General features: G+C 73.7%; 8 protein-coding genes. 1 reads left to right on the top strand and 7 read right to left on the bottom strand.

Annotation, left to right across the window (positions count from 1 at the left end; all coding sequences use genetic code 11):
* Both QEZ54_RS09890 and QEZ54_RS09885 read right to left on the bottom strand, forming a co-directional pair.
* Window positions 1-1347: an MFS transporter gene (locus QEZ54_RS09890; protein ID WP_281304220.1), complete on the bottom strand. Its 1347-nt coding sequence runs from the start codon at window positions 1345-1347 to the stop codon at window positions 1-3.
* 112 nt (window positions 1348-1459) lie between these two features.
* Window positions 1460-2074: a hypothetical protein gene (locus QEZ54_RS09885; RefSeq protein ID WP_281304219.1), complete on the bottom strand. Its 615-nt coding sequence runs from the start codon at window positions 2072-2074 to the stop codon at window positions 1460-1462.
* Window positions 2075-2301: 227 nt separating this feature from the next.
* On the opposite strand from QEZ54_RS09885, the gene QEZ54_RS09880 reads away from it, so the two are divergent.
* Entirely contained in the window at window positions 2302-3774 is a 1473-nt protein-coding gene (locus tag QEZ54_RS09880) for a pentapeptide repeat-containing protein (protein ID WP_281304218.1), read from the top strand.
* Between the two features lie 59 nt (window positions 3775-3833).
* Here the strand turns inward: QEZ54_RS09880 and QEZ54_RS09875 are convergent, their stop codons facing one another.
* The 5 genes from QEZ54_RS09875 to QEZ54_RS09855 form a co-directional block, all read right to left on the bottom strand.
* Window positions 3834-4220 carry a RidA family protein gene (locus QEZ54_RS09875; protein WP_281304217.1) on the bottom strand — a complete coding sequence of 129 codons (387 nt, stop codon included), beginning with the start codon at window positions 4218-4220 and terminating at the stop codon, window positions 3834-3836.
* 53 nt (window positions 4221-4273) lie between these two features.
* On the bottom strand, window positions 4274-10573 hold the full coding sequence (locus QEZ54_RS09870) for a type I polyketide synthase (RefSeq protein WP_281304216.1): 6300 nt from the start codon (window positions 10571-10573) through the stop codon (window positions 4274-4276).
* A gap of 29 nt (window positions 10574-10602) precedes the next feature.
* Window positions 10603-11925 (bottom strand): beta-ketoacyl synthase N-terminal-like domain-containing protein, encoded by a 1323-nt coding sequence (locus QEZ54_RS09865; RefSeq protein ID WP_281304215.1) that lies wholly within the window; start codon window positions 11923-11925, stop codon window positions 10603-10605.
* A gap of 134 nt (window positions 11926-12059) precedes the next feature.
* Window positions 12060-12914 carry a hypothetical protein gene (locus tag QEZ54_RS09860; protein WP_281304214.1) on the bottom strand — a complete coding sequence of 285 codons (855 nt, stop codon included), beginning with the start codon at window positions 12912-12914 and terminating at the stop codon, window positions 12060-12062.
* Between the two features lie 820 nt (window positions 12915-13734).
* Entirely contained in the window at window positions 13735-14211 is a 477-nt protein-coding gene (locus QEZ54_RS09855; protein ID WP_281304213.1) for a PLAT/LH2 domain-containing protein, read from the bottom strand.
* Window positions 14212-14362 lie beyond the last annotated feature (151 nt).

Raw genomic sequence — 14362 nt, 5'->3', positions numbered from 1 at the left:
CTAGACCGTGGGTGCCGCCGCCGTCACCTGGGCCTGGTGCGGCGTCGCCGTACCGGTGGCTTCTTCGGCGTCGCCGCCGGAGGCGCGGGCGTCGGCCAGCACGTCCGCAGGGACGTGCTGCTCGAGGAATCGCCGGGCGAGCCGGGTCGAGCGGTGGATGCCGAAGGTGGCCGCCAGGATGATGCCGGCGATCACGAGCCAGCCCGCGGCGCCCCAGTTCAGCGCCAGGAAGGTGTACACCGCCGGAGCCCATACCTTGCCCAGGGTGCCGCTGAGCTCGGCCGCGCCCTGGTAGGCGCCGCGCTGGCGCGGATCCGTCAGCTCGGCCTCGAAGGACCAGCTCGCCGCCGAGAGGTAGAGCTCGGCCCCGGTCACGGTGACGTGGCCCAGCCAGACCAGCGCGATCGTCACCCAGCCGACGGTGTCGTGCGTGGCGAGCGTGATCAGGCAGGAGAGCACGAAGAAGGTCGACGACAGCCGGATCGCCTTGAGCGCGGTCGGCAGGTCCTTGACGCCGCGGGAGGTGACCATCGGCAGGAAGATGCACATCACCGTGTTGGTGCCGAACAGGAAGGCGAGCAGCACCCGCGGGGCGTCGGTCTGCTCGACCAGCCAGAGCGGGATGACGACGTTCAGCAGCACCTGGTTGGTCCAGAACACGCCGGTGAAGAACATGGTGAGCAGCCAGCCGGGGTTGCGCAGCGGACCGGGGCCGGGGATGCGCACCTTGCGCTCCGCCGGGCTGCGCTCGTCGTGCGAGGCCCGCGGCAGCCGGGTGACGGCCGCCGCGTTGACCAGGAAGACCGCGGCGGTGAACCAGGGCAGGGCGTGCAGCACGTCGTCGGAGTGGAACGCGAGCGCGATGCCGCCCATCACGGAGCCGAGGGTGAAGCCCAGGTTGAGCGCGGAGTACATGTAGGCGCGGGACTTCACCCGCTCGTCCAGCGGCAGCACGTCGATCGTGTACGCCCCGTGCGCGGCGTTGCCGAGCGCCCCGATCACCTCCATGCCCACAGCCATGGCGACGTAGCCCTTGAAGTCGGTGATGAACGGCCAGAGCGCGAACATCGCCGCCTGTCCGGCCGCGCTCACTGCCCACATCTTCTTCGGCCCGAACCGGTCGACCAGCTTGCCCATCGGTACGGCGGCGAGGAAGGCGGCGATGCCGGCGAGCGTGAGGCCGAGGCCGACCTGCGCGGCCGACAGTCCGACGATCTTCGTGAAGAAGACCGCCGACCCGGTCATGAACGTGCCCTCGCCGAGCGCGAAGAGCAGCGACTGCGCGGAGAGGCGGCCGGCCAGGGGCGACGGCGGGCGGGCACGGCCGAGGAGGGCGGAGAGCGTCACCCGCGGATTCTGTCCGGGCGGTACGAGGCTTGTCGCCCCATTTACACTCCGGTGAACTCGCCCTGTCGCCGACGCGCCGCCTGCGGCGAGAGCCGGTCAGCGGCGGCCGGCCTCACCGCGGGCGGCGGCCGTTGAGCAGTTCGAGCACCTCATCGAGGTCGGGGACGTCGGCGACCAGGGCGGCCGCCGCGGCGTGGATCTCGGCCCGGCGAGGGTACGGCGCCCACAGCTCCGGCGCCTGACGCAGCAGCGTGGTCGCCGGTCTGGCCCAGTTCGTGACGCTGAACCAGCCCTCCGTGGCACGGTATGCCGCCTCGCCGCCCAGCACCGGCGCCAGCCGCGCGACCGCGCCCTGCAGGTGCTCGTCGGCGGCCTCGGGATCGGGAAGCTTCTGCCCGGCGCTCGCCCTGATCCAGGCGTCGCGGAACCGGCCGGCCTGCCCGAGCGACCGGAGCAGGCCGTCGGCGACCGGCACGACCAGTGCGTCAGGCTCCGCACCGAGCTCGACCAGCGCCCCGCACAGGATGGAGAACCGGCCGCCGGAGCCGATGCTCAGGCCGCTCAGCAGCCAGGCGCACCGTTCGAGGGCGGCGGTGGCGTCGCGGGGCGAGGCCTTCTGCGCGGCATTCCACAGTCCTACCGCGGCCTGCTCGAAGGCTACCGGGTCTTCGGCCGCCTCCAGCTGATCGCAGTATTTGTCGATCTTGTTCCGGGCGCCGAAAAACATCCGCGGATGCTACCTCGCCGCCGGTTCCCGCGCACCTGGCCTCCCGGTTCTGCCTGGTCCCATCGCGCCTGGCCCGGTCGGCAGCGGGTCATGGACGATGTGCGCGTCGGCCGACCGCGATCGGTGCCGTGGCGTCGAACGTACGATGTGGACACTCGCTTCTCGGTGCGAGTGCACTCGTCGGTTCGACGATTGTCGAGCTTGCCTTGACGTGATGTGGTCGACCAATGACGAAGCGTGATGAAGATCCATCGACTTCGGCGGAGTCCGACCGCTCGACGTCGGGGAGCAAGTCGGACAGGGCGAAGGAGGGCAGGGAGTGGACGATCGTCATCGCGACGATCGTGGCGCTGGTGGTCAGCATTCCTGGGCTGCTGATCGCCTGGCACTCGGATCGGGCCGCCACGCAGCAGCAGCGTGCCGATCGGTTCGCGACCGCAGCAGGGCTGCTCGCCGCGCCCAGCACCGGCTCGCGTACCGCCGGGGTGCGCGCGCTGCGGCAGCTCGTCGACGAGTTCCCGGAGGAGCGCACGGCGGTGATCGATCTGCTGGCCGCGTACCTGTCGGGCACGGTGCCCCGGCCCGCACAGGCCGGGTGTTCGCCGGCGTGGGTGAACGACCCGGCACAGCGAGACGTCCGGGCGGCGCTGGCGGCGGCGGTCGAGCTGTACGGGCAGCAGCGCGCCGAGGAGAAGGGCGCCTCGACCGGGCACCGGCTCGACCTCTCCGCCCTGTGCCTGCCGTTCGCCCAGCTGGCGGGCAAGGATCTCAGCTACGCGGACCTGTCGGGCTCCTGGCTGCTGGCCACCGATCTGACCGGCGCGAACCTTGACTGCGCCCTGATGAACTCGGCGTTCCTGCAGGACACCAGGTTCGCCGGGGCCCGGGTGCGCGGTGCCTACCTGGCGGGCGCGGTCTTCAAGGTGGCCGGCGGCGACGCGCCGTTGACCCGGGTCGACATGCGCGGCGCGGACTTCACCAACGCGCACTTCGTACACCGCGCGGACCGGCCTTTCACGCTGGAGGCGGACCTGGGCGGCGCGATCTGGCAGGGTGCGCGGATCGAAAAGGTGGTCGACCTGCCCGAAGGGGAGGCGCTGGAGTTCGAGGCGTCGGCGACGTCTCCCGAGAGCTTCGGCGCCGGTCATACCGCTTGGAAGTCGGACAAGCCGGATCCCGCACCGTGCCCGAGAGTCACCGGGCCCGAGTCCTCGCCGGCGCCGACACCGGCGCCGTCGGCGGTGGTCAGCCCGCTGCCGCCGACCGGTGCGGCAGGCACGCCGAGCCCGGACGTGTCCGCGCCGCCGCCGCCTCCGCCGCCGACGCCGGTGGTACGCGCGAAGATCAGTATCAACTCCGGTCAGCAACTGCCCAGGTGCGGTACGGTCCGGGGCAAGGGGTACATCCCGCCCGGGATGGTGGTGATCCTGGTGGCCGGCGACAACCCGTACTTCCCGTCGTGGCTTCCCGCCGTACCGGACAAATCGGGTGGCTGGTCGGTGTCCTACGTCATCCTGGGCGACGACTCGACCCCCGACGGCACGCGTTATGCGGTCCAGGCGCTGCTGCTCACTCGCAAGCAGGGCGATGACCTGGTCGCCGCGGCGAAGAAGAACGCCTACGGAGCCGTGTCCAGCCTGCCGAAGCCAGCCCAGCGGGCTACATCGGAGCTCCGGCGCCAGGGCGACGGCGGCTGCTGACCGAGCAGGCGGACCAGGAAGCGGCCCGGCGGCAGCACCGTCGCCGGGCCGTCAGCGGCCTATCTCGGCAGATGCGCGTCGACTTCGATCTCGATCTTCATGGTGGGGGAGGAGAGCCCGCACACCAGCATCGTCGCGGCCGGGCGGACGTCGCCGAAGTAGCGGCGCAGCACCGGCCAGCAGGGCTCGAAGTCGGCGGCGTCGGGCAGCAGGTAGCGCACCCGCACCACGTCGGCGAACGTGCAGCCCGCCTCGGCCAGCGCGGCACCTATGTTGCGCAGGCACTGCTCGGCCTGCTCCACCACGTCGTCGGAGATCGTCATGGTGGCGTAGTCGAAGCCGGTCGTCCCGGACACGTACACGCGGTCGCCGTCGACCACGGCACGGGCATAGCCGATCTGCTCCTCGAAGGTCGAACCGCTGAGGATCACACGTCGTTCAGTCACCCGCCGTACGCTAGGCGGCCGACTTCGCCAGGCGTGGACAGGGTCGGCCGTGCTCAGTCCTTGGTCGGCCGCTCGCGGTCCAGGTCCAGTTGCTCGGCGATCGCGGCGGCCAGCGCGGCCAGCGTCGGATAGTGCCAGACGAACTTCGCGTGCAGCCGGATCCTCAGCTCGTTCTCGAGCCTGCTGCGCAGCTCCAGCGTCAGCAGCGAGTCGAAGCCCAGCGACCGCAGCGGGGTCTGCGGGTCGAGCGTGGCCGCACCCAGCTGCAGCACGGTGCGGATGTGCTCGGCGAGGTGCCCTTCCAGCGCGACCTGTCGCTCGGGGCCGCCGGGCAGCTCCCGCAGCCGGGCGACGATGTCCGCGGTGCCCGCGGCTGCGGGGGCGGCGTCGACGAGTTCGGCGAACAGCGCGCAGTCGCGGGCCGGGCCGCGCAGCCAGCTCTGCGGCGGACCGGGGATCACGCCGGTATGGACCCGGCCGTGCGTCAGCAGCTCGCCGAGTGCCCGCAGGCCCTCCTCGGTGGGGATGGTCTCGTACCCGCGCTCGGCGAAGTCGGTCGCGGCGCCGGTCTGGCCCCACGGCCCCCAGCCCACGGCCAGGGTGGGCTGCCCCTGCGCGCTGCGCCACGCGGCGAAGGTGTCCAGCCACGAGTTCGCCGCCGCGTACCCGGCCTGCCCGCCGTTGCCGATCAGCGCCGACATCGAGGAGTAGGCCACGAACCAGTCGAGCGGCCGGTCGCCCACGGCCTCGTGCAGCCGCCAGGCTCCGGTCACCTTCGGCGCCCAGACCCGCGACAGGTCCGCGTCGTCGACGTTGGTCACCGCCGCGTCGGCGAGGACCATCGCCGAGTGCACCACCCCGCGCAGTACCGCCCCGTCGGCGCCCGCGGCGGCCACGAGCCGCTCGGCGACCCCCGGTTCGGAGATGTCGCCGCGCACGACCACCACGTCGGTGCCGCCCTGGACCAGCGCGGCGAGTCGTTGCCGGACCTGCGGTCCGGGTTCGCCGCGGCCGTTGAGGACCAGCCGCCTCGCCCCGGCCGCGGCCAGCCACTCGGCGGTGGCCAGACCCACGCCGCGCAGGCCCCCGGACACGATGTACGCGCCGTCGGCGCGGACCGGGCTCCGCGCCGGGTACACCGCCTCGGCGGTGCCGCTGTCGGGCACGGTGAGCACCAGTTTGCCCAGGTGCCGGCCGCCCGCCATCGTCCGCATGGCCTCGGGCGCGGCCAGGAGCGGGAAGCGGCGGGTCCGGGGCGGGCTGAGCCGCCCGGCGGCGATGTGGGCCATGAGTTCGCGCAGCATCGCGGCGAAGCGCTGCGGCCGCTGCCGCTGCACCTCGATCAGGTCGACGGCGCTGATGGTGACGTTGTGCCGCAGCGGGGCCAGGCCCAGCGGCGCGTCGGCGATGATGTCGCGTACGCCGAGCTCCACGAACCGGCCGAACGGGCGCAGCGTCTCCAGCCCTGCCCGTACCGCGGCTCCGGACAGGGAGTTGAGCACCACGTCCACGCCGCCCCCGCTGGCGGCGCGGGTCTGCTCGGCGAAGTCCAGCCCGCGCGAGTCCATGACGTGCTCGATGCCCAGGCCGCGCAGGTACGCCCGCTTCTCCTCGGTGCCGGCGGTGGCGAGCACCCGGGCGCCGAGCAGCCGGGCGACGGCGATCGCGGCGAGGCCGGTGCCGCCGGCCGCCGAGTGGATCAGCACCTGCTCGCCCTCGGCGAGCCGCGCCACGTCGTGCAGCGCGTACCAGGCGGTCAGGAACACGGCGGGCACCCCGGCGGCGTCGGCCGGGTCCAGCTGCCGCGGCACGCGGACGGCCATGTCGGCGGGCACGGTGACGAACGAGCCGAACGCGCCGCCGCGCAGGTCCACGGCGGCCACCACGTCACCGGGTCGCAGGTCGGTGACGTGCTCGCCCACGGCGCTGACGACCCCCGCGCACTCGAACCCGATCCGGGCACCGACGTCGTCGCCGGGGTGGCGGCCCGGCAGCAGCCCGAGCGTGGTCAGCACGTCGCGGAAGTTGACGCCCGCGGTGGTCACCCTGATCTCGACCTCGCCGGCGCCGGGCGGCCGCCGCTCGGCGCCGGTCAGCACGAGGCTCTCCAGGTCGCCGAGCTGCGCGGCGCGCAGCCGGAACGCATCCTGTCCGAACCGCACGGTGCGGGTGGTGGCGGCCCGGCGGTGCTGCGCCGTCACCGGCGCGTAGGCGAGCCGCGCCGCGAAGCGCTGCGGGCCCCGCAGCGCCACCTCGTCGTCGGCCACTGCGGCGAGCAGTTCGGCGACCAGTCCGGGCACGTCCTGGCCGGCCACGTCGATCTGGGTGGCGCGCAGTCGCGGATGCTCCCAGGCCAGCGCCCGCAGCACGCCGCGCAGTGCGCCCAGCGCGAGGTCGACCCGGTCGGCGGGCTCGACGCGGTGCGCGCCCCGGGTGACCACGTACAGCCGGGGCGGGTCGGCCCAGGCCGCGACCATCGCCTGCACCGCGTCGAGCAGCCGCCGGACGCGGGCCAGCGCCGTCGCGGCGGCGTCGGCGGCGGGTCGGTCGTCGCAGATCAGCACCACCGCCTGCGGGACGACGGTGCGGGCGGCCCAGCGGTCGGCCAGCGCGTCGCCCATCGGCCCGAGTGGATCGTCGCCGAGTTTCACGCACAGCGTGCTGGCGCTGGCGCCGACGAGCCGCAGGCCGCGGGCGACCAGGCCGCAGAAGGCGGTGTCACGCTCGCCGAGGACCAGCCAGTGTCCGGTACGCACCGCGTCTGATCCGTCCGGCGGTCGTACCGCGGGGCGCCAGTGCGGTTCCAGGAACCAGCGGCCGGGGTCGGGCACGGGGCTCTGCCGGCGGGCCAGTTCGATCCGCTCCGCGGTGAGCACGGTCCGGCCGTGGGCGTCCAGCAGCCGCAGCGATCCGGTCAGGCGGGTGCCGTCCGCGCCGGTGCGCCGGGCTTGGCAGTACACCGCCGTGGCGGGGTCGCCGTGCAGGCGCAGCGTGCCCAGGCCGACCGGCAGCACCAGGCCGGTGCCCGCAACGGTGTCCAGGGTCGCGACCAGGGTCTGCAGGGCGGCGTCGAGCAGGACCGGGTGCGGGCTGAGGTCACCGGCCTGGCCGGGCTGGCGCAGCCGGGCCAGTGCGCCGGTGCCGTCGGCGCTGCGGTGCAGGGTCTGTACGGCGGCGAAGGCGGGGCCGTGCTCGATGCCGCGGCGGCGCATCGAGGCGTACAGCTCGGCGGGGTCGCCCGCGACCGGGTGCGCGTCGAGCAGCGCGGCCAGGTCGGCGACGGGTTCGGCCGGGTCCTGGTTGCCGGAGTGCAGGACGGCGGCGGCGTGGCGTACCCAGCCGCCGTCGGCGTCGCGGGTGGACACCGTCACCGTGGCCCGGCGCGGATCGCGCCGTTCGACGAGCGTGCTGACGGCGGTGTGCTCGCCGAGGGTGAGCATGCGGTCCAGGCGCAGGCCGGTGATGTGCACGTCGGCGGGCGCGGTGCCGAACGCGGCCGCGGCGGCGGTCAGCGCCAGCGCGGCGAAGCCTGCCCCGGGCAGGACCGGGTCGCCGTGGACGCGGTGGTCGGCCAGCCACGGCAGCGCGCCGGTGCCGGCGTCACCGTGCCACAGGTCGCCGTCGGGCAGCGGTACGTGCGCCCCGGGCAGCCCGGCGCCGGTCGCCGCGGCCCGCTCCGGGAGCGGATCGATCCAGTGCCGGCGGCGGTCGAAGGTGAGGGCGGGGGCGTCGGTGAGGACCCGGCCCGGGTAGCGGGCGCTGTAGTCGACCGGCACGCCGTGGCAGTGCAGGGCGGCGAGCGCGTGGCTGAAACCGGTCGGGTCGTCGGCGTCGCGGCGCAGCGTGCCCAGCACGACCGGGTCGGCGGCGCGGCCGCGCAGGCAGCCGTGCACGGCGTGGGTGACCACCGGGTGCGGGGCGACCTCGACGAAGACGCTGTGCCGGTCGGCGGCCGCGGCGGTGACCGCGTCGGCGAAGCGGACCGGCTGGCGCAGGTTCGCGCACCAGTAGGCGGCGTCCATCAGCGGCGCGGGATCGTCCCCGGCGACGGCGGTGGAGTACAGCCGCACCCGCGGCGGCCTCGGCCGCAGCCCGGCCAGCGACTGCGCCAACTCCGGCAGCAGCGACTCGACCTGCGGCGAGTGTGACGCGACATCGACCGCGATGAGGTGCGCGGGGACTCCGGCCGACTGCCAGTCCTCGGTCAGCGCCCGGACCTGCCCGGCGTCACCGGCGATGACGGTAGAGGACGGCCCGGCGAGCACGGCCACCGATACCGACCCGCTCACCCCGGCCTCCACCAGCCGGGTCTGCACCTGGGCGCGGTCGAGGCTGACGGTGGCCATGCCGCCCGTGCCGGCGATCCGGGCCAGCAGCGCCGAGCGGCGGCAGATGACGGCGACACCGTCGGCCGGGCTCAGCGCCTCGGCGACCACGGCCGCGGCCACCTCGCCCATGGAGTGGCCGATGACCGCGGCGGGCCGTACCCCGTAGGCGGCGTAGGCCGCGGCGAGCGCGACCTGGATGGCGAACAGCGTCGGCTGGACCTGCCCCGGTCCGGTGACGTCCTGCCCGGAGTCGATCAGCTCCAGCGGGGAGAACCCGGCCTCGGCGCGGATCAGGCCGTCCAGCTCGGTGAGGGTGTGCGCGAAGGCGGGTTCGGTGCGCAGCAGGGCACGGCCCATGCCGGCCCACTGCGAGCCCTGCCCGGAGAACACGAACACCGGCGCCCGGGTGACACCCGCGCCGACGGCGCCGGCGACCACCGCCGGATGCGCCTGCCCGGCGGCGTGCGCCCGCAGCGCCTCGACCAGCCCGGCGCGGTCGGCGGCGGTCACGGCCAGCCGGCCCCGCCCGGCTGACCGGTGCCGGGCCAGGGTGTGGGCCACGTCGTGCAGCGGGCTGCCCCGGCCGGGACCGGTCAGCCAGTCGGCGAGCCGGGTCGCCGCCCGCGGCAGGGCGGCGGCCGAGCCCGCGGCGACCAGCAGCGTCACCGGCGCCGGATGGGGCGGCCGGGCGCCGCCGGGCTCGGGGCGGCGGCTGGCGGGGATGCGGGCGAGCACGTCGGGCCGGTTGCCGCGCGGCGGCGGCGCCTGCTCGAGGATGACGTGCACGTTGGTGCCGGCGTAGCCGAACGAGGAGACGGCGGCCAGCCGTTCCCGGTCCGGCACCGGCCAGGCGGTGAGTTCGCCGGGTACGAAGAAGCGGGTCGCGGCGGCGTCGATGTCGCCGCTCCACCGGTCGAAGTGGAGGTTGGCCGGGATCTGCCCGTGCTGCAGGCACAGCACCGCCTTGATCAGGCCGGTGAGCCCGGCGGCGGGTTCGAGGTGGCCGAGGTTGGTCTTCACCGAGCCGAGCGCGCAGCGGTGCTCGCCGGTGCCGTAGACGTCGGCCAGCGCGCCGAACTCGATCGGGTCGCCGACGGGGGTGCCGGTGCCGTGCGCTTCGACCAGGCCGACGTCGGCGGCGGCGATACCGGCGCGGGCGACGGTCTCGGCCAGCAGCGCCCGCTGCGCGTCCGGCGACGGAGCGGCGATGCCGTCGGAGTGGCCGTCCTGGTTGGCGGCCGAGGCGCGTACGACGGCCAGGATCCGGTCGCCGTCGCGCAGCGCGTCGGGCAGCAGCTTGAGCACCACCGCGCTGCACCCTTCGCCCCGGACGAAGCCGTCGGCGGCCGCGTCGAAGGTGCGGCAGCGGGCGGTGGGCGACAGCATGCCCATCCGCGCGAACGCCTGCGCGGCCCGCGGCCACAGCATCAGCGACACGCCGACGGCCAGGGCGACGTCGCAGTCGCCTTCGCGCAGCGCCTGCCCGGCCAGGTGCAGCGCCATCAGCGACGACGAGCAGGCCGTGTCGACGGCGATGCTGGGGCCGCGCAGCCCCAGCAGGTACGACAGGCGCCCCGGGGCCAGGCACGCGCCGTTGGTGAGCACCGACCCTTCCAGGCTGGCCGGGTGTTCGGCGAGGCGCTCCATGTAGTCGGTGTAGGAGATCCCGGTGAACACGCCGGTGCGGCTGCCCTCCAGGCGCTCGGGCGGCAGGCCGGCGTGCTCGAACGCCTCCCACGCCACCTCCAGCAGCAGCCGGTGCTGCGGATCCATGACGTCGGCCTCGCGGCGCGACACCCCGAAGAAGTCGGCGTCGAACCCGGCCACGTCGGCGAGGTATCCGCCGTACGCGGGTAGCTGGGCCGGGCCGGGCAGGTCCCGGTCGGCCGGGCGGGCCACGATCACGTCACGCCGCTCGGTCAGCAGCTGCCACAGCCGCTGCGGGTCGTCGGCGCCGCCCGGCAGCCGGCAGGCCATGCCGATCACGGCGACCAGCGGTTCGGCGTCGGTTCGGGTGCGGTCCACTGTTCTGCTCCTTCGTTCGGGCGGCCGGGTCAGCGCAGGTCTGGCTGGCTGAGCAGGATCGCGCTCTTCACCCCGCCCACCTGGTAGTTGAGGCTCAGCGCGTACGCCGTCCGCAGGGGCCGGGCGGCGGTGCCGGGCACCGGGTCGAAGGGGATCGCCGGGTCGGGCTGCTCGCAGTTGGCGGTGGGGCACGCCTGTCCGTGGCGCAGCATCAGCAGCGTCAGCGCCACGCCGAGGGCGCCCGCCGGGGCGCCGTTGTGGCCGAAGCACGCCTCCTGGGAGGTCATCAGCAGGCCGCCGACGGCGTCGCCGTACAGCTCGCGTACCGCGTTGGCCTCGAACGCGGTCACCAGCGCGTCGCCGTCGCTGCCGCCGTGCACGTAGCCGACCTCGCGGATGTCGCAGTGCCGGGCGAGGCAGCGGCGCACCGCCGCGACGAGTCCGGCGCCGCTGTCGTCGCTGGTCAGCGGGTGGGCCAGGCCGTCTCGGGTGGTCGCCTGCGCGACGACCCGGCCGTAGGGCGCCGCGCCGCGGGCTGCGGCGTGCTCGCGGCTCTCCAGGATGACGGTCGCGGCGCCCTCGCCGTAGTTCACGCAGTCGGCACGCCGGTCGTAGGGCCGCATCAGCCGGTCGAACGCGGGCGTCAGCGCGGGCAGGCCGTCGGGGTGCTCGTCGGCGTCGCGTACGGCGTTCAGCAGGCTCTGCGTCCGGCGGATGAGGTCGATGTTGAACACGTCGACGCCGGTCACCACGGCGACGTCCGCCTCACCGCGTTCGATCATGCTCTGCGCGTGCCCGATCTGGACGGCCGAGGAGGCGCAGCCGCACGAGACGGTGTGGCACGGGCCGGTCGAGCGCGCGACCGCGCTCTGTACCAGGGCCAGGTCGGACAGTGTCACGCCGAGTTCGCCGCCGATGAACAGGTTCATCGCGTCGTGCGGGGTCGCGGTGGCCGGGTCGGCGCGCAGCACCGCCAGGTAGCGCTCGATCGTGGTGTCGACGCCGCCCCGGCCCGCCAGCACCGCCGCTTCGACCAGGTCGCCGGCGGCAGGGTCCAGGCCCGCGTCGGCGCAGGCCTGTGCCATGGCGATGAGCCCGTAGCGGTGGGCGTCGGTGAAGTGGCGGGCGAAATGGTCGGGGACCCAGGGCACCAGGTCGGTGAACATGGTGGGCGGTAGGCCCACCGAGCCGTAGTAGACCCCCTGCTGGCGCAGGCAGGTCCGGCCGGTGGCGGCGACCTGCCAGAGGTCGTCGCCGGTCAGCACGGGGCGGTCGAGCCCCGGAAGGCAGAAGCCCATCCCGGTGACCACGGCGTGGCGCGACGGAGAGTGCGATGCGGATGGTGTCGTCATGGCTGCGGTCACCGGCAGGCCCCTTAAATGGTCAGCAGCGGCGGTTCCTTTCTGTTGTCAATAAGACACGGAGAGTGATTATGCTGCCAACACCCACAGTGATGACCCGCCCCGATCGGCGGACAGGGGGTGTCTCAACCGGCGGTGCTGTAGGAGAAGTCCGAGAAGGTGGCGGTCGCGCCGGCGTTGCGCCAGGTCGTCATCAGGCTGAGGTAGGCGGTGGTGCCACCGACCGCCGGCGACGACACGGTCGTGGACTGGCCGATCCGGTTGCTGACCGTGACCCGCACCTCCGCCGCCGTGACGTCGACGATGACGGCGTAGGACCCGCTCGGTGGAAGCTGGCGCGTCTGGTTGTCGGCTCCCGAATGGCCGATCACCCGGATCGTCTCGACCCAGCCGTCACCGCACACGTTGAAGTAGTCGTAGGTGCCGGAGTCCGCCGACGTGTGCACCGCCAGGCCGCCGCAGCCGCCGCGGTTCATGTCCAGCTCGGGGGCGGACAAGCCGCTGATGACGAACGTGACCTTGAAGGCACTGGGGAACCGCTGGTCCTTCAAGGACATGCGCAGTTCGGCGTACGACTTCAGGTAACCGTCGTCCCAGCCTATCTGCTTGCGCAGCGTCGTGCCTTCCGCCGAGCATTCGACATCGGCCTTTACCCGGTCCCACACCACCCTGGTGTCGCGCTCATCGCAGCCGGGCTCGTTACGGCTTATCGAGTTCAATTCGACCGGCACGACGGCAGCCGATTGCGGCGGCTGATTGGGGGATTGGCGCGTATTCGGCGAACCCGTGGCGCCGGTGGCGGCGGACCCGCCCGGGTCGTCCGGCGAAGGCTGGCCAGGGGCACTCTGGCACACGCCGACCGCGGCGCACAGCGGCGGTCCCCACACCGGCGAGCTGACGACTCCCAGCACAGCGGCGATAACGGCGGCTACAGCCGTCCATCGCTCAGGAGAGACCCGGTTGCCCGGTGGGGTGGACATGCGCGGCAGCGTAACACGACCCATCAATGGAACCGATCGATAAAGCCAGGCAGCACGCTGATTCGACGGACGCCGCCACCCCAAAGTGGATCATATGATATCGGCGCGGCGGACCGGTGTCCGGTCAGCGAATGCGATGTACGCCGGTCGTTGCCCCGAGCTGTCCGCTCCCGACGGGATCCGCTTACAGCCGCGCCGAAATCGCTGGACCGGGGTCGCTGTACGCCCTTACCGTGCCGGTAGCCGAGTCGCGTCCAGCCGAAGGTCCGCCGTTGTACACCTTGTGAGACATCCCGAGTGCTGATCTGCCGCGCGTGCGCCCTGCGCCGCGCGCTCCTTCCTGCTGCGGACTTCTCACTAGGAACGGTGTACTTCCATGCTCGAAAACCAGGCGGCCATCCCCGCCTCTCTGCCGCACCTCCTCCACTGCCGCCACGCATCGCGACCGGGGCCGCTCGTCGGAGCCGGAGCCGATCTGGCCGACGTCTGGCTGCTGGCGCTGTGCACCGGCCGCAGGGACCCGGCGCGGCTGACGGCCTCGCAGCGCTTGAACCTGCGGCTCCACCCGGCCAGCGGTGCCGGGCCGGCGGCGCGCCCGCGTCGTCGGCTCGACGGCCGGGCCGGCCCGGGCTTCGGGCGGTCCTCCCGGTCGCGTCGCCCCCGACCCGGCGTCCGCCGGCCCTGAGCCGCGCGACCGCGCGTTAGCATCGGCGGCCTGACGTTCGCCGACGAGCGCCGACCATCCGACGCATCACCCGCTGCCCGACGGCGGCTGGCCGCCGAGCGATCGCTCGGCGGCCAGGCCCGGCTCGGTGCACCGTCAGTTGGCGCAGGAGAAGTACTTCGTCGCCGCGCCGTCCGGGTACCAGGTGTAGACCGAGCAGAACGCCACCGCCCCGGTGACCAGGTTCTGGATGCTGACCCACTCCGGGTACCACTCCGACCCGCTGCCGTCCTTGCGCAGCCCGATGCCGTCGATGCGGCCCAGGTCGGCCCAGCTCGTCACGCCGAACGTCTCGGTGCTGTTGCGCTCGAAGTTGTCGCGCGAGTCGTCGAGCTGCTTCTCCGAGGAGACGGCCAGCAGGCCGTACGCCCGGATGTAGATGTTCGCGTCCGTGCCCGCGCTCGAGAGGTCGCCCGTGCGGACCGTCACGTTGTAGCCCGGACCCGCGAGGGTGACCACGCCCGCAGTCGTGCCGGCCGGGGTGGCGGGCGCGGCCGAGGCGCCCTGGCCGGTGAAGGCCACCACTGCGGTGATCGCGATCGCGGTCGCCGAGAGCGCTGCCCTGATGTTCATGATTCCTCCGTCGATCGGACTGGTTCGTTCCTGCCGACGACGATGCGGCCCGGTTTCGACGACCCGTCGACGATCCGTCGACAGCGCGTCGACAGCACTCCGCCCGCCAGCCGCGACCAGGGACGGGATGCCCCGTGCCGTCCACTGTGTC

The organism is Catellatospora sp. KI3 (assembly GCF_029948125.1).
GTDB lineage: Bacteria > Actinomycetota > Actinomycetes > Mycobacteriales > Micromonosporaceae > Catellatospora.
This window is presented reverse-complemented; position numbering and strand designations above follow the sequence as displayed.